Below are 14707 nucleotides of genomic sequence, written 5' to 3' on the forward strand. Positions count from 1 at the left end.
GCCCAGACCGTGCCGGGTGCCGTGGTCGGTTCGGTGATCGAGAACACGCCGGCGGCGTCGATCGGCCTCGCAGCCGGCGATGTCATCACCGGCCTCAACGGTGTCGCCATCGATTCCGCTCAGACCCTGACGGCGACCATGGCGACGCTCGAGCCCGGTCAGACGGTCTCCGTCACCTGGACCACGGCGAGTGGGACCTCCCAGACCGCGGACGTGACGCTGATCGAGGGCCCGGTCGGCTGATCGCGCGCTCGGGACGCTCGACGACTCCTCACCTCCGGCCCGCCGCCGGATCCGAGGAGTCGTCGACGTCTGCCCAGTAGGCTCGGGAGGCGGTGCCTCGCCGCGTCCACCGGAAGGAACCGCTCGTGACCCGCTTCCTCGGAGTCGACCTCGCCTGGGGCGAGGGGACCGGCTCCCGCGCGGCGAACGAGTCGGGACTGGTGTGCATCGACGAGACCGGGACCGTCATCGAGGCCGGGTGGGCCGTGGGGATCGACGCCGTCGTCGCCTGGATCGTCGCCACCGCCTCACCGGGCTCCGTGATCGCGGTCGACGCCCCGCTGCTGGTCCAGAACGAGACCGGCATGCGTCTCTGTGAACGTGAGGTCGGGCAGCGGTACGGGCGCTGGCAGGTCTCGGCCTACCCGTCGAACCTCGCCCTGCCCGCGCTCGGTGGTGTCGCGCTCTTCTCTGCGCTGGAGGCGGCGGGGTTCCAGTACTTCGACGGACTGAGCACGCCCGCGGCGGATGCCGTCGTGTTCTTCGAGGCCTATCCCCACACCACGTTGGTGGGTGCCGAGGAGTTCGGGTACCCGGATGCGCGGCCCCGCTACAAACGCCTCGACCCCGGTCTCCCCGTCGCCGAGCGACGGCGACGCCGCGCGGAGGTCTGCGACGACCTCGTCTCGCGCCTGCAGGCGCTGACCTCGGCGACTCCGCCACTCGACCTCGACACCCACCCGGTGACGGCGCTCCTCGTCGCGGAACCGTCGCCGCTGAAGGAATCGGCGCACAAGCACCGCGAGGACCTCATCGATGCGGCCATCTGCGCGTGGACGGCATCCGCTTGGTCCCGTTGGGGGCTGGAACGGTTCCAGGTCCTCGGTGCCTCGGATGCTCCGGACGACCGTGGGCGTGTTCCGACGCTCCTCGCGATGGCGCGACCCGAACAGCGCTCGAAACCGGACATTCCCATCTCGGCATATATCACTTCGGCTCCACAACAGGCATCTTCGCTGCCAGTGGAGCCGATCTCCCGGCAAACCACAACGAACCCCGATCTCGATGAAGGACATATGAAGAAGAAGGAATACGCTCAGCCCGAGGCTCCACAGGAATCGAATACGATCGAGTTCGTCCCCGGCGGAGCGGCGAACGCCGACGCGTCACCCGCGGCCTCGACGCGAGCCCCCTCCCCCGCTCCGACGACCGTCGATCTCCTGCGCAGTGCCACCTGGCACCTCGAGCACGCACGGGTGGTGGGCCACCCCGACGATGTCGAATTCGAAGCGGCGAGGTCGGCGTTGGCGGAGGCCGTCTTCGACCTCGAGCACGTCCAGTACGGGGAGACGACTCGCGGCTAGGGTACCCGTCAGGCGGGTCCTGAGCCCGATCGGCGCCGTGTCTCCCGGTCCGCGCGTGCGCGTCGCTCGAGGATGTCGTTGCGAACCCAGCGGATCAGCAGCGACACGGCGAGCGACAGGAACAGGAACGCCGCCGCGCCCAGGGCGTAGGAGATGAAGTCCGTGGGGATGAACGTCGTGCCGAGCACGAGTGCCGAGGGCGGCCACTGGTCGGCGAGTGCGGCCGGCGCGCCCGTGGCCTGGAAGCACTCGATCGCCGCCGAGAAGACGAACGCGCCGAGGGCGATCTGCCACAGCGGACGCCGTGGGGCGGCGAAGGCCAGGAGGAGCGCGACGAGGACCGTGTACAGCGCGTTGGTCACGGGGTTCGCCCAGGCTGCCGCCACCGACCAGTGCACCGTCAGCCCGGCCACGATCGTGATGATGGCTGCGCCGAGGAGCAGCGCGCGCTTGAGCGAGGTGGCGGGGCGTGGTCCCTCGTCCGTCTGGTCGGGTGCGTCGGTCATGCTTTCGTCCTCCGGGTGCGTCGTTGTCGCCCACGGGCCCAGTCGCGGGCCTCGGTTCCGGAGAGGGCGAGGATGATGGAACAGTCGACCGCGAAGCCGATCAGGTTGGTCTGCAGCGTCAGTCCGCCGGCGCCGGCGACATAGCTCGCGGCGAGGGTGGCGATGGACGTCGAGCTGAAGGTCATGGCGAGCAGGCGCGCGAGGTTGCCTCCCCGATGGACCCGCCAGGCGAGGACGAGGTAGCAGAGCGTCACCACGGCCGACAGGGCCAGCACGGCCCCGACCACCCACGGGATGAGGACGACGTCGTCAGCCGTAGCGGCTGTCGCGCGGGCCTCCGAGATGACCTGCTTCCAATCGGAGACCAGGAGGGCGCCGGAGAGCACGGTGGACAGCGCCGCGACGACCATGAGGACCACGCCGACAGTGGTGTCCAAGGGCCGCGGGTCGCCGGCCCGGATGAGGGAGCGCGTCGGGGGAGCGTCGGCGGCCGGCAGGGTCGCCGCCGGGGGCACGACCACGGCGCTGAGATCGATGATCGGCAGGTCGCCGTCGGTGACGATCGCGTCGCCTCCGCCGTTCCGCGAGTGGTAGCCGGTGGAGAAGTTGTCGATCACGGACGTCGACGCCCCGAGGTCCGCGGCCGCGATCGACGCGACGATGTGATCGCGTTCGTCGTCGACGTCGTCGGCGATCCGATGGGTCACCTGCAGGGTGAAGACGCTGATGCCGACCGATCGGTCGTACGTCCCGGCGGCCAGCCAATCCGCCTGGTAGCCGCCCGGGAGCAGCCAGCCCTCGGGGGTCGGCCAGAACCGGACGTGGTGCCGCTTCCCCGGACTGCCGTCGACCTGCTGCTGGTAGCAGAACGCCTGGGGACGACCGAACAGGTAGAGCGACGAGACGGGTGCCTCGGAGTAGCTGCGCCTGGTCAGCGTCGAGGTCACGATCCGGAGGTTCGCGCGCAGGCCGAGGTCGTCGGCGAGCGTCCAGCCCGCCGAGAGCATCGCCATGTGGATCTGCTCCTCCCGACCACGGAGGCCGAGGTTCACGGGATCACCGAGGATGCCCTCGCGCGTGCGAGTGCGTCCGATGAAGTAGTCGGGCAGGTAGACGCGCGACAGCACGGTGTGCAGGCGGGGGAGGATGAGGTAGGCGATGACGAGGTAGATGACGAGGATGAACCAGGCTTGGGCCCACCCGCGCGCGAACGCCTCGGTGAGCAGCACGTACGCCAGGAAGACGGCCGCAGCCGTGCCGAAGGCGAAGAACCAACCGTCGACGATGCGTGCGATCCGTCCGCGACGATCCTCGGACAGGCCGCTTGCGGGCCCGATGAGGTCGCTGCGGGTCTTCGTCACCCGTCCAGGGTAGGGCCTGGTGCATCCACGTGCCGGGTGCGTGGGTGGTGGGAGGATGGTGGGATGGACTCCGTCGCCCACATCACCGACCTCGCCGACTTCATCGTCGCCTCGCCCACCTCGTATCACGCGGTCGCGGAGAGTGCTCAGCGCCTCACGGCGGCCGGCTTCACCCGGCGGCTCGAGACCGAGTCCTGGGACGGCGGCGCCGGCCGGTTCTTCGTCGAACGCGAGGGCGCGGTGATCGCCTGGGTGCAGCCCGAGCAGGCCCACGCCACGACGCCGTTCCGCATCCTCGGCTCGCATACCGACTCGCCGAGCTTCAAACTCAAGCCGAAGCCGACGACCGGCGCTCACGGGTGGCTGCAGGCCGGCGTGGAGGTCTACGGGGGACCGCTCCTCAACTCCTGGCTCGACCGCGAGCTCGAACTCGCCGGACGCCTGGTGACGCTCGACGGCACCGTGCACCTCGTCCGGACCGGCCCGTTCCTGCGCATCCCGCAGCTCGCCGTGCACCTCGATCGAGGTGTCAACGACGGCCTCGTCCTCGATCGCCAGCGCCACCTGCAGCCGGTGTACGGGGTCGGCGACCTCGCCCACGCCGACGTGCTCGCGCACCTGGCGACGATCGCAGGTGTCGACCCCACCGCGATCGCCGGGTACGACGTGCTCGTCGCCGACACCCAGGAGCCTCGGCGATTCGGTCTCGACGGTCAGCTGTTCGCCGCCGGACGCATGGACAACCTGACCTCGGTCCACGCGGGACTCGCGGCGTTGCTGGCCGCGAGCGACGGGGGAGCGACGGACGACGCCGGACACATCACGGTCTTCGCCGCCTTCGACCACGAGGAGCTCGGTTCGGCCTCGACGTCCGGCGCCAGCGGTCCGTTCCTCGACGACGTCCTCACCCGCATCGGCGCATCGCTGGGCGCGACGACGTCCGAACGGCTCCAGGCCTATGCGGCCTCCTGGTGCCTGTCAGCGGACGCCGGCCACGCGATCCACCCGAACTACCCGGAGCGCCACGACCCGGCCAACCGTCCGATCGCCGGTGGCGGGCCACTGCTCAAGATCAACGCGAACCAGCGTTACGCCACCGACGCCCTCGGGGCCGCACTGTGGGCCCGGAGCTGCGCCGCCGCAGGTGTGGCCTCACAGGACTTCGTGTCGAACAACACGGTGCCGTGCGGCTCGACCATCGGCCCGCTCACCGCGACGCGGCTCGGCATCCGGACGGTCGACGTCGGGACGCCGCTGCTGTCGATGCACTCCGCCCGCGAGCTGTGCCACATTGACGATCCGACCGCTCTGAGCGCAGCGGTCCAGGCGTTCTTCCGGGGCGCCTGAGCCGCGCCGCAGCAGGAGATCCGCGCGGGAGCAGGACGCCCGAAGGCGGACGGTCCTGCTCCGGCGCTGATCTCCTGCTACCGGGCCGGGCTCAGCCCAGTTCGCGCAGTCGCAGACGACGTCCGTCGGGGCTCGCGTCCGGGTTCACCTCGACGAGGTCGGAGCGCGAGTTGATGAAGTCGCTGAACGAGCGGTAGCCGAGCGGCTTCTCCTTGAACGCCGGATCCATGCGGATCATCTGGTTCTTCACCTCGGCGTTCAGCAGCCAGTCCTCGTCGTCGTTCTTCGCGTGCACGAGGCGGAGCGCCCGCACGAGGAGCTCGGTCGCCGCACGCTGTGCGTCGGGGCCGGAGGGGTCCGCGGTCTCCTCGTCGGTGTCGTCCAGGTCGTCGGCGTCGCGGTGGCTGAAGACCGGTTCAGTGAAGAGGCCGCCGATGCGGGGAGGTGTCTGGGCGACCGGCGCTTCGGCCGTCGGCGTGGACCCGGACGAGGCGCGACGACGCCCGCCGGACTTGGGCGCGGACTTCGGCGCCTCCTCCGGGGAGACCTCCGCCGTGCTCTCGACGGCGGCAGGGGTCCGGGGCGTGCGCGTGACGACCGGCCGGACGATCCCGGGGATGTCGTCGTAGTCGGAGAACTCGTCACACGCCGCCATGAGCGCACGACTCGTCGCACCGGCGACACCGATCCCGATCACGTGGCGTCCGAGGCGTCGGCAGCGCTGCGCGAGGGAGATGTAGTCCGAGTCGCCTGCGACGATCACGATGTGCGTGAGGTCGGGGAGGCGGAAGAGGTCCTCGACGACGTCGACGGCGAGGCGGATGTCGGCACCGTTCTTCATCGCCTTCGTCGTGGGGAACATCTGCGTCAGGTCGACCGCGCGGTCCACGAGGTCCTTCTGATACGCGGAGTTGACCGGCTCGGACCAGTCGGCGTAGGAACGGCTGATGACGATGTTCCCGAACGACGAGGTGTAGTCGAGGATGGCGCCCACGTCGACGCGAGCGGCCTGCAGGCGCTCGGAGATCTCGTCGCCTTCGGGTGCGGCGGAGGGCACGTGGGACCGCGCGCGATCCCGGCTGAACGCCGCCTTCCCGTAGAGCTGGTTGTAGCGCGAGATGACGATGTTGTCGAAGTCGATGTAGACCGCGACTCTGGGCGTTCCGGTTTCTGCCATGACTCCATCATCCTCTGGTGGCCCGCGAATCGGCGACTTCAGTCCTCCACAGCCCGGCTTGCGGGGCTCCTCTCCACCGCTGCTGCGCCGGCCAGGCCGTGACCGACCTGGGCTGCGTACCGTGGTCGCATGCCCAGTCACGCCGTCGACATCTTCAGCCCAGGGGCGCAACCCAAGTTATACCCGGTTATACTCTCACCTGTGAAGACCGCCATCTCGTTGCCTGATGAACTGTTCACCCGCGTCGAGGCTCGCGCCGCCGAGCTCGGTGTCAACCGGTCCGAATTCTTCGCGGCGGCGGCGAGTCGGTATCTCGACGAGACCGATGCCGCCGGTCTCATTGACGCAGTGGACACCGCGCTGCGGCGTGCGGGAGTCGCTTCAGCGGAGGAAGCACGGGGCGTCGCCGCGGCCGGACGCGACCGCCTTGCCGAACTCACTGCCGGAAACGATTGGTGATCCGCCGCGGTGACATCCGGTGGGTCGATCTCGGCCCTCGCGAACGGGGGAGTGCGCCCGCCGGTCGGCGCCCGGTCGTCGTCGTCCAACATGACGCCTACACGCGGAGCGCACTCCGGACCGTGATCGTCGCGGTCGTCACGTCGAACACGGCGCTCGCCGAGCTCCCGGGCAACGTTTTCCTCCCTGCGACGGCTTCCGGCCTGCCGAAGGACTCGGTCGTGAACACCACGCAGCTGCTCACCCTCGATGAGGACGACCTCGGTCCGGCCGCCGGAAGGGTTCCCGTCACCCTGTCACTGGATCTGGACGCGGGGCTCCGGCGAGTGCTGCACCTCTGAGGTGGTGCCGGAGCGATCGGCTCAGAGGTGGCCGGTGAGCTTTCCGTGGAACGCCGAGCTGCGTTCGTCGAGTCCGGTGAATACGACCTGCTTGCCGTGTGCGGCGTACTTCTCCTGCACGGCGTCGAGGACGGCGACGCTCGAGGCGTCCCAGATCTGCGAGGCGGTGAAGTCGACGACGACTTCCGCAGGATCGGCGGCGTAGTCGAACTGCTCGACCAGGTCGTTGCTACTGCCGAAGAACAGGGGGCCGATGACGCTGTAGCGGACGGAGGCGGCGTCGTCCGTGAGGACCCGGCGGACGCGGATCACGTGGGCCACGCGCCGCGCGAAGAGCACCATCGCGAGGACGGCTCCTGCAGCGACGCCGATCGCGAGGTTGTGTGTGATGACGACCACCGAGACGGTCACCACCATCACGACCGTCTCGGGGATCGGCATCCGTCGCAGGGTCGCCGGGCGCACGCTGTGCCAGTCGACGGTCTTGATGGCGACGATCATCATCACGGCGGCCAGCGCGACCATCGGGATCTGCGCCATCACCGGGCTGAGCGCGGTCACGAGCAGCAGGAGGAAGACGCCGGCGACGAATGTGGAGATCCTCGTCCGAGCTCGGCCCAGTTTGACGTTCACGACCGTCTGACCGATCATCGCGCAGCCGGCGATCCCGCCGTACCAACCGGCCAGGATGTTGGCGACGCCGAGGGCCCACGACTCGCGCCCCTTCGACGACGTCGTGTCGGTGATGTCGTCGACGAGTTTCGCTGTGAGGAGGGTCTCCATGAGCCCCACGAACGCGACGCTCAGCGCGGTCGGCCAGATGATGCCGAGCGTCTCGAGGTTCAGCGGCACGAGCAGCGCGGTCAGGCCGGGGAGGCCGCCGGAGACGTCGCCCTGGTCGCCGACGGTCGGCACGGCGGCGCGCGCGATCATCGTGATCGCGGTGACGACGACGATGGCGACGAGTGGCGCCGGCACCGCGGTGGTGAGCTTGGGGAGCAGCAGGACGATCAGCACCGTGATGACGAACAGCGGGTAGACGAGCCACGGGACGCCGAGCAGGTGGGGGACCTGGGCGACGAAGATGAGGATGCCGAGCGCGTTGACGAACCCGATCATCACCGAGCGGGGGATGAACCGCATGAGCCGGGAGAGACCGGTGACGCCGAACACGATCTGGATGAGGCCCGCGAGGATGACGGCGGGGAGCAGGTACTCCACGCCGTGTTCCTTGACGAGCGGCGCGACGACGAGGGCGACGGCTCCCGCGGCGGCCGTGATCATCGCCGGACGCCCGCCGAGGATCGACATCGAGATGGCGAGCACGACGGAGGCGATGAGGCTGACCTTCGGGTCGACGCCGGCGATGATCGAGAAGGAGATGACCTCGGGGATGAGCGCCAGCGTCGTCACGATCCCGGCGAGGATCTCGACACTGAAGGCCCTGGGGTTCCGCAGGGTCGCGAGGACGCCGGGGCTCGGGCGGACGGCGGTGCGCATGGGGGCGTCGGGCTGACTCACCGTGCAAGCCTAGGCGCGTTCACAACGCAGGACGCCCCCGGCGTGTCGCTGCTGGCGCCGGAGGGGCGCGTCGCGACACAGCGACGACCGTCCTGAGTTGCGAACCGTCGGTCAGCTCCGCAACCATGCCTCGAGACCGTCCGCGCTGATCGGGAGTGCTGCGGAGAGGACCTCGTGGCCGGTGGCGGTCACGAGCAGGTCGTCCTCGATCCGGACGCCGATACCGCGCAGCTCCGGCGGCACGGTGAGGTCGTTCGCGTGGAAGTAGAGGCCCGGTTCGACCGTCAGGACGGCGCCCGGCTGCAACGGCTCGTCGAGGTACCGCTCGTCGCCGATGCGGGCGCAGTCGTGCACGTCGAGTCCGAGATGGTGGCCGGTGCCGCTCGGCAGGTAGCGGCGGTGCTGCTGGCCGTTCGGCGACATCGCCTCGTCGACCGACACCTGCAGGATGCCGAGGTCGCGGAGGCTCGTGGCGATCTGCTCGTAGGCCGTGTTCCGCATGTCGATGAACGACCGGCCGGGGCCCACCTCCGACATCGCGGCGCGGTGGGCCCGCTCGACGTGGTCGTGGACCTCGCGCTGGGCCGCGGTGTAGGACCCGCTCGCGGGGAAGGTCCTCGTGACGTCGGCGGTGTACAACGAGCGGGCTTCGACACCGGCGTCCATGAGGATGAGATGCTCGGGGAGGACCGGACCGTCGCAGCGCGTCCAGTGCAGCGTGGGAGCATGCGGTCCGCTGCCGATGATTGTCGAGTACCCGACACCGTTGCCGAAGGTGCGGGCGTGGCGCTCGAAGGTCGACTGCAACCAGCGTTCTCCGCCGAACTCGATGGCGGCGGGCAGTTCGCGCACGACCGAGCGGAACCCGCCGACCGTGGCGTCCACGGCGGCGCGGAGCTGCGCGATCTCCCAGTCGTCCTTGATGAGCTTCGCGGCGGACAGGGCGATGAGGAGCGCTCGCGACGCCGCGAATCGACCGTCGACCCTGGGCTCCGGGGCGCCTGCGCGGAGCGCGTCGGCGGGTACGAGGGCGAGGGACTCGTCCAGCGCCTCGAGCGAGCGGACCTCGATGCCGAGCGCCTCCGCCCACTGGGGGAGTCCGGCGGACGGGCCGATCCAGAGCTCGCCGCGCATGGCGTCGGCGTAGAACGCCTCCTCGCCGGGACCGACGGGCTCGGCGAGGTACAGCGTCGCGTCGTGCCCACCGGCGGTCGGCCGCATGACGAGGACGGCGCCCTCCGCCTGACAGGAGGTGAGCCACACGAAGTCGCTGTCGGGCCGGAACGGGAACTCGGTGTCGTTCGCGCGCGTCACGGCGCGTCCCGCGGTGACCACGAGCCACTGGCCGGGGAACTGCGCGCTGACGACGTCGCGGTGACGCCCGGCGGCTGCGCCGGCACCCTCGGCGAGGTCGACGGAGCGGTCCACCGCACCCCAGCCCGTCGCGAGGTACTCGCGGAACGCGTCGTCCCGGGGGAGCGGCTGGGTGCGGGGGTCGCGGAACTGCAGGCTGTCTGGACACATGGAGATCAGTAAGCCACCCGCGGTGGACGCCGTCAAGCTGCGACGCCTGGAGCCAGCGGAACATCTCGTCGGTGTCGTCAGATCCGGCGTTTCGTCCTGTCCGACCGGCTCAGGTGATGGACGGGATGGACGGATCGTCGGCAGGTTGACACCTGTTCGGACGCCTCCGCAGAATGACGGCATGACAGGAACCGCCGACACCGGCACCAGTGCCACGCTCGATTTCAACCTCGATGCGAAGGTGTTCGACATGGTGTCGTCGTCCGCGAGCGTCGTCGACGCCGACGCACCCACGCGATTCGTCTACCACGAGACGCACGGCGTGCTGTGGGGCGAATACGTCGGCGACACCGTCTCCGTCGGACGGTTCTGCGGGGTGCGCACCGGCGAACGCATCGACATCTCGTTCGTGCACCGCAACCGTGCCGGCGACCTGACGACGCGCGGCGAAGCGAGCTCGATCATCTCCCGCGCCGAGGACGGCTCGTTCATCCTCACCGAGGACTTCATCGGCCCGGACGGCCAGTCCCACGTCAGCGTCTGTCGGGAGATCGCCGCCGCCTGAGCCGGTCAGGACGGGCACGCCACCGTCGCCCGGTCAGCGTCCGCGTCGCTCCGGCACCCGCTGGGCGCGCTCGTCGCTCGTGCGGACGAATCGCGTCATGCCGAAGCGCTCGCCGGAGTCCTCGACGCTCGTGCGTTCGGACCTCGTCATGCGGAGCGACACGTTCGACCGCTCCTCGTCCATGAGGAAGACGGTCGTCGTCGCCTTGATGGACGGCCACTGTGCGAGCCGGGTGGCGACCAGTTCGTGGATCGCCGCCACATCGGGGGCCCGGATCAGCATCATCGCGTCGTGCTCGCCGGTCGTGACGGCGAAGTACTCGAGCTCCGGGACCGAGGACAGCCGCGCCCGGAAGTCCGCCCACTGGCTCTGGCGCAGCGTGATGAAGACCATCGCCGCGACACCGAGCCCGACCGTGGCCGGCTCGATCTCCGCGTGGACCCCCTTCAGGACGCCGGCGCGGAGCATCGCCTCGTAGCGCGAGTAAGCGTTCGAGCGGGAGATCCCGAGCTCCTCCGCGAGTGCGGCGACCGAAGCCCGCCCGTCCTCCCGGAGCAGCTCCAACATGCGGATGTGGGTGTCGTCGAGTTGCATCGATTGCTCCAAACGTCCAGATTCAGCGGTGGTCCTGGCGGTCGATTGAGAGGATATGGCAGATTCGCCGCGAAATCGAGACAATTCTTCTTTGGTAACGGCTTGTGGATTGACGAATGATCGCGTATCGCACTACTTTCAGCTCATCCCTCCAACCAGATAAGGAGCTCCACCTTGTCACGATCCTTCAGCCGCACGAGCCGGCGCGGCATGGCGGCCCTCGGCCTCGCCCTCGCCGCCGGCCTCGCGCTCAGCGCCTGCTCCCCCTCAGGTGGCTCCGATGACAGTGCGGGCAAGTCGCTCGTCGTCGACGCGTCCTTCGACCTCAAGACCGCCGACCCGAACCGCGAGTACGAGACCACCGGCTCGATCGTCGCGAAGGCGCTCTACGAGACCCTCCTCACGTTCAAGGGCGACGACGTCACCGCCCCCGTCGACGGCCTCGCGAGCTACGAGATGAACGCCGACAACACGGTGATGACCCTCACGATGAAGGACGGCAAGAAGTTCTCCGACGGCTCCGACGTGACCGTCGACGACGCGGTGTTCTCGCTGCAGCGCGTCCAGGGCGTGAAGGGCAACCCGTCCTTCCTGCTCGACGGCGTCACGATCGAGAAGACCTCGGACACGACCCTCACGCTCACCTCGGCGACGCCGAACCCGGCCCTCCCGTTCATCCTGCCGAACCCGGCCCTCGGCGTCGTGAACAAGAAGGTCGTCGAGGAGAACGGTGGCAGCGCGACCGCCGACGACGCGGCCGAGTCGTTCCTCAACACCACCTCCGCTGGCTCCGGCCCGTACAAGCTCGAGTCCTTCGACGCCGCCTCGCAGGTCGTTTTCACGGCGAACCCCGAGTACACGGGGACCAAGCCCGCGTACGAGCGCGTCGTCCTCCGCAACGTGCAGGGCCCGACCCAGAAGCTCAACGTCGAGGCCGGTGACTCGCAGGTCGCCCTCGATCTCAACCCCGACCAGGTCTCCGAGCTCGACGACTCGAAGGTGAAGATCATCGCGAACCCCTCGCGCTACATGATCTTCCTCATGCTCAACCAGGACCCCGCGATCAGCGACATCACGAGCAACCCCAAGTTCCTCGAGGCCGTCAAGCTCGGCATCGACTACGACAAGATCGTCGACCTCGCCGGCGACGGTTCCGTCCGTCCCGGTGGCTTCATCCCCTCGATCTTCAACGGTGCGCTCGACGCCGCCGACGGCAACCAGTTCGACGCCGATGCGGCGAAGGCGGCTCTCAAGGAGTCCGGTTACGCCGGCGAAGCCGTCACGCTGAACTTCCCGAACGACATCACGGTGCAGGGGCTCTCGCTCCAGAGCATCGCCGAGTCGGTCCAGGCGCAGCTGAAGTCGGTCGGCATCACCATCACGCTCGCCCCGGCTCCGGTCGCCACCGAGCTGGACGCCTACCGCGATGGCAAGGAGACCGTGGGTCTCTGGTACTGGGGCCCGGACTTCCCGGACCCGTCGAACTACCTCGCGTTCACGCCGGGCGAGCTCGTCGGCCTCCGCGCGGGCTGGCCGGCAGGCGCCGATCCGACCGTGACCGACCTCGCGAACGCGGCGCTCGCCGCGACCGACACGGACGCCCGTGCCGCCGCGTACCAGGACCTCCAGAAGGCGCAGAACGCGAGCGGGCCGTTCATCCCGCTCCTGCAGCCGGCGCAGAACGTGGTCACCGCGACCACGATCACCGAGGTTCCGCTGAACCCGACGTGGACCGTCGATCTTGCCGGAATCAAGTAGCGTCGCACCGACGACGTCCAGCGCGCGAGCGGGTCTCCACCCGCTCGCGCGCTACCTCGGCATCCGGCTCGGACTCACGGTCCTCCTGATGTTCGGGGTGACGCTCGTCACCTTCACGCTGACCAACCTCGTCCCCGCGGACCCCGTGCAGGCGGCGCTCGGTGAGCAGGCCGCAGCTGATCCGACGATCGTCGCGCAGTTCCGCGAGAGCGCCGGCCTCGACAAGCCACTGCCCGTCCAGTACGTCACCTACGTCGCGAACCTGTTCCAGGGTGACCTCGGGACCTCGCAGCAGACCCGCGGCGCCGTCGCGGACGAACTCGGTCGCGCCTTCCCGGCCACGGCCGAACTGGCGCTCACCGCCATCGTCATCTCGATCATCATCGGCGTCGGTCTCGGCATGTGGGCCGCGCTGCGACGCAAGACGATCACCGACCAGGTCATCCGGGTCGTGAGCCTCATCGGCATCTCGGTGCCGTCGTTCTGGCTCGCACTCGTCGTCTACTTCGTGTTCTTCTCCCAGCTGCACTGGTTCCCGGGCTCCGGGCGGCTCTCGCCCGCGGCGATCCCGCCGCCGAAGGTCACCGGGATGTACACGATCGACGCGTTGCTCGCCGGCCAGTGGTCGACCTTCGGCGACGCCATCGCCCACCTGATCCTGCCCGCCTCGGTCCTGGCGCTCTACACGATCGGCCTGCTCACCCGGTTCGCACGGTCGGCGATCCTCGAGGTGCTCGACCTCGACTACGTGCGCGCAGCACGGGCGAAGGGCCTTCCCGGCCACGTCGTCGTGACCCGGTACGTGCTCCGCGGGGCGCTCGTCCCCATCATCACCGTGCTCGGCGTCGCCTTCGGGTCGCTACTGTCCGGGACGGTCCTCGTCGAGAAGGTGTACTCGTGGCACGGCCTCGGCGAGTACGCGTACTCCGCGGCGACCAAACTCGACCTGCCCGCGATCATGGGCGTCGGGCTCATCGTCGGCTTCGTGTACATCGGCCTGAACTTCCTGGTCGACGTGCTGTACGGCTTCATCGACCCGAGAGTGAGGGTGGCATGACCGACGTCCTCGCCGTCCAGACCAAGCGCAAGGGCCGCCTCCGCATCTCGAAGCAGCTGCGCACCCCGCTCGCTGTCGCGGGTGGTGTCATCGTGCTCTTCTGGCTGCTCGTCGCGGTGCTCGCGCCGTGGATCCGGCCGTTCGACCCGCTCGCCCAGGACTTCGACCGACTGCAGGCCCCGAGTGCCGCGCACTGGTTCGGCACCGACCAGGTGGGTCGCGACGTCCTGTCCCGGGTCGTCAGCGGCGCGCAGGTCTCGATCCCGCTCGCCCTCATGCTCGTGATCTTCGCGATGCTCATCGGTTCGCTGCTCGGGGCGATCGCCGGCTACTTCGGCAAGGCCCTCGACGAGACCATCATGCGGATCGCGGACCTCGTGTTCGCGTTCCCGACGATCATCCTCGCGATGGTCATCGCGGCTGCGCTCGGCCCGAGCCTCACGAACGCCGTCATCGCGATGCTCATCGTGTCGTGGCCGGCCTACGCCCGAGTGACGCGTTCACTCGTCATCGGAGCCAGGGGTGCCGAGTACGTCATCGCCGGTCGTCTGCTCGGCAACGGGCCGTTCACCTCGCTCGGCAAGGACATCCTGCCGAACGTCGTGTCGCCGGTCGTCGTGCTCGCCACACTCGACGTCGGTACGGCCATCCTGCTGCTGTCGGGTCTCTCGTTCCTCGGCCTCGGTGCCGTCCCGCCGACGCCGGACTGGGGGGCGATGGTGTCCGACGGGGTGCAGAACTTCTCCTCCTGGTGGATCGCGGTCTTCCCGGGACTCGCAATCCTCACGGTGGTGCTCGCCTTCAACTTCCTCGGCGACGCCCTCCGCGACGCCCTCGACCCCCGGTCGCAGGAAGCCGTCCAGGGGCGCGCGCTGTGAGCGGCGCACGCGGTGCGAGCGACCCGAAAGGAC

The 14707-nt window shown here is 69.3% G+C and carries 15 protein-coding genes; 9 read left to right on the top strand and 6 right to left on the bottom strand.

Annotation, left to right across the window (positions count from 1 at the left end; genetic code table 11):
* Positions 1–243 (top strand): PDZ domain-containing protein (locus ACQG07_RS18215; RefSeq protein ID WP_426739043.1); only part of this gene is annotated, 243 nt, incomplete at its 5' end.
* A 125-nt stretch (positions 244–368) separates the two neighbouring features.
* Positions 369–1586 (top strand): DUF429 domain-containing protein, encoded by a 1218-nt coding sequence (locus tag ACQG07_RS18220; RefSeq protein WP_426739044.1) that lies wholly within the window; start codon positions 369–371, stop codon positions 1584–1586.
* An 8-nt stretch (positions 1587–1594) separates the two neighbouring features.
* On the opposite strand, the gene ACQG07_RS18225 is transcribed toward ACQG07_RS18220, so the two are convergent.
* Both ACQG07_RS18225 and ACQG07_RS18230 read right to left on the bottom strand, forming a co-directional pair.
* Positions 1595–2092 carry a DUF2809 domain-containing protein gene (locus ACQG07_RS18225; protein ID WP_426739045.1) on the bottom strand — a complete coding sequence of 166 codons (498 nt, stop codon included), beginning with the start codon at positions 2090–2092 and terminating at the stop codon, positions 1595–1597.
* Complete coding sequence (locus ACQG07_RS18230; protein ID WP_426739046.1) at positions 2089–3453, bottom strand: LssY C-terminal domain-containing protein; 1365 nt, start codon at positions 3451–3453, stop codon at positions 2089–2091. Before ACQG07_RS18230 ends, ACQG07_RS18225 begins: the two co-directional genes overlap by 4 nt.
* 63 nt (positions 3454–3516) lie before the next feature.
* Between ACQG07_RS18230 and ACQG07_RS18235 the strand changes: the two genes are divergently transcribed.
* The gene (locus tag ACQG07_RS18235; RefSeq protein ID WP_426739047.1) at positions 3517–4800 is read left to right on the top strand and encodes a M18 family aminopeptidase; all 1284 of its coding nucleotides are present in this window, start codon (positions 3517–3519) and stop codon (positions 4798–4800) included.
* Between the two features lie 91 nt (positions 4801–4891).
* Here ACQG07_RS18235 and ACQG07_RS18240 read toward each other — a convergent pair whose 3' ends face one another.
* Complete coding sequence (locus ACQG07_RS18240) at positions 4892–5977, bottom strand: NYN domain-containing protein (protein WP_079704288.1); 1086 nt, start codon at positions 5975–5977, stop codon at positions 4892–4894.
* A 201-nt stretch (positions 5978–6178) separates the two neighbouring features.
* Here ACQG07_RS18240 and ACQG07_RS18245 point away from each other — a divergent pair, with 201 nt between their 5' ends.
* Positions 6179–6436 (top strand): CopG family ribbon-helix-helix protein, encoded by a 258-nt coding sequence (locus ACQG07_RS18245; RefSeq protein WP_426739048.1) that lies wholly within the window; start codon positions 6179–6181, stop codon positions 6434–6436.
* Positions 6433–6777: a type II toxin-antitoxin system PemK/MazF family toxin gene (locus ACQG07_RS18250; protein WP_274498837.1), complete on the top strand. Its 345-nt coding sequence runs from the start codon at positions 6433–6435 to the stop codon at positions 6775–6777. The genes ACQG07_RS18245 and ACQG07_RS18250 overlap by 4 nt, the downstream gene beginning before the upstream one ends.
* A 21-nt stretch (positions 6778–6798) precedes the next feature.
* Here the strand turns inward: ACQG07_RS18250 and ACQG07_RS18255 are convergent, their stop codons facing one another.
* Positions 6799–8277: a SulP family inorganic anion transporter gene (locus ACQG07_RS18255; RefSeq protein ID WP_426739079.1), complete on the bottom strand. Its 1479-nt coding sequence runs from the start codon at positions 8275–8277 to the stop codon at positions 6799–6801.
* A 132-nt stretch (positions 8278–8409) separates the two neighbouring features.
* On the bottom strand, positions 8410–9822 hold the full coding sequence (locus ACQG07_RS18260) for an aminopeptidase P family protein (protein ID WP_426739049.1): 1413 nt from the start codon (positions 9820–9822) through the stop codon (positions 8410–8412).
* Between the two features lie 181 nt (positions 9823–10003).
* Between ACQG07_RS18260 and ACQG07_RS18265 the strand changes: the two genes are divergently transcribed.
* Positions 10004–10387, top strand: a complete 384-nt coding sequence (locus ACQG07_RS18265) for a hypothetical protein (protein ID WP_274498835.1) — start codon at positions 10004–10006, stop codon at positions 10385–10387.
* A gap of 33 nt (positions 10388–10420) precedes the next feature.
* On the opposite strand, the gene ACQG07_RS18270 is transcribed toward ACQG07_RS18265, so the two are convergent.
* Positions 10421–10981, bottom strand: coding sequence for an Lrp/AsnC family transcriptional regulator (locus ACQG07_RS18270; RefSeq protein ID WP_079003723.1), 561 nt, complete (start codon positions 10979–10981; stop codon positions 10421–10423).
* A 174-nt stretch (positions 10982–11155) separates the two neighbouring features.
* Between ACQG07_RS18270 and ACQG07_RS18275 the strand changes: the two genes are divergently transcribed.
* Genes ACQG07_RS18275 through ACQG07_RS18285 form a run of 3 tightly spaced genes read left to right on the top strand, consistent with a single transcriptional unit; the run spans position 11156 to position 14674 of the window.
* The gene (locus tag ACQG07_RS18275) at positions 11156–12739 is read left to right on the top strand and encodes an ABC transporter substrate-binding protein (protein ID WP_197977346.1); all 1584 of its coding nucleotides are present in this window, start codon (positions 11156–11158) and stop codon (positions 12737–12739) included.
* On the top strand, positions 12723–13796 hold the full coding sequence (locus tag ACQG07_RS18280) for an ABC transporter permease (RefSeq protein ID WP_228501403.1): 1074 nt from the start codon (positions 12723–12725) through the stop codon (positions 13794–13796). Before ACQG07_RS18275 ends, ACQG07_RS18280 begins: the two co-directional genes overlap by 17 nt.
* Positions 13793–14674 (top strand): ABC transporter permease, encoded by an 882-nt coding sequence (locus tag ACQG07_RS18285; RefSeq protein WP_079704282.1) that lies wholly within the window; start codon positions 13793–13795, stop codon positions 14672–14674. The genes ACQG07_RS18280 and ACQG07_RS18285 overlap by 4 nt, the downstream gene beginning before the upstream one ends.
* The last annotated feature ends 33 nt before the right edge of the window (positions 14675–14707 follow it).

The organism is Plantibacter sp. 2H11-2 (genome assembly GCF_050031945.1).
Classification (GTDB): domain Bacteria; phylum Actinomycetota; class Actinomycetes; order Actinomycetales; family Microbacteriaceae; genus Plantibacter; species Plantibacter auratus.

What these genes read in the sequence shown, in the direction of transcription:
- ACQG07_RS18225 (WP_426739045.1), bottom strand. Translation starts at nt 2,092, where the DNA reads ATGACCGACGCACCCGACCAGACGGACGAGGGACCACGCCCCGCCACC.
- ACQG07_RS18235 (WP_426739047.1), top strand. Translation starts at nt 3,517, where the DNA reads ATGGACTCCGTCGCCCACATCACCGACCTCGCCGACTTCATCGTCGCC.
- ACQG07_RS18240 (WP_079704288.1), bottom strand. Translation starts at nt 5,977, where the DNA reads ATGGCAGAAACCGGAACGCCCAGAGTCGCGGTCTACATCGACTTCGAC.
- ACQG07_RS18255 (WP_426739079.1), bottom strand. Translation starts at nt 8,277, where the DNA reads ATGCGCACCGCCGTCCGCCCGAGCCCCGGCGTCCTCGCGACCCTGCGG.
- ACQG07_RS18260 (WP_426739049.1), bottom strand. Translation starts at nt 9,822, where the DNA reads ATGTGTCCAGACAGCCTGCAGTTCCGCGACCCCCGCACCCAGCCGCTC.
- ACQG07_RS18265 (WP_274498835.1), top strand. Translation starts at nt 10,004, where the DNA reads ATGACAGGAACCGCCGACACCGGCACCAGTGCCACGCTCGATTTCAAC.
- ACQG07_RS18270 (WP_079003723.1), bottom strand. Translation starts at nt 10,981, where the DNA reads ATGCAACTCGACGACACCCACATCCGCATGTTGGAGCTGCTCCGGGAG.
- ACQG07_RS18285 (WP_079704282.1), top strand. Translation starts at nt 13,793, where the DNA reads ATGACCGACGTCCTCGCCGTCCAGACCAAGCGCAAGGGCCGCCTCCGC.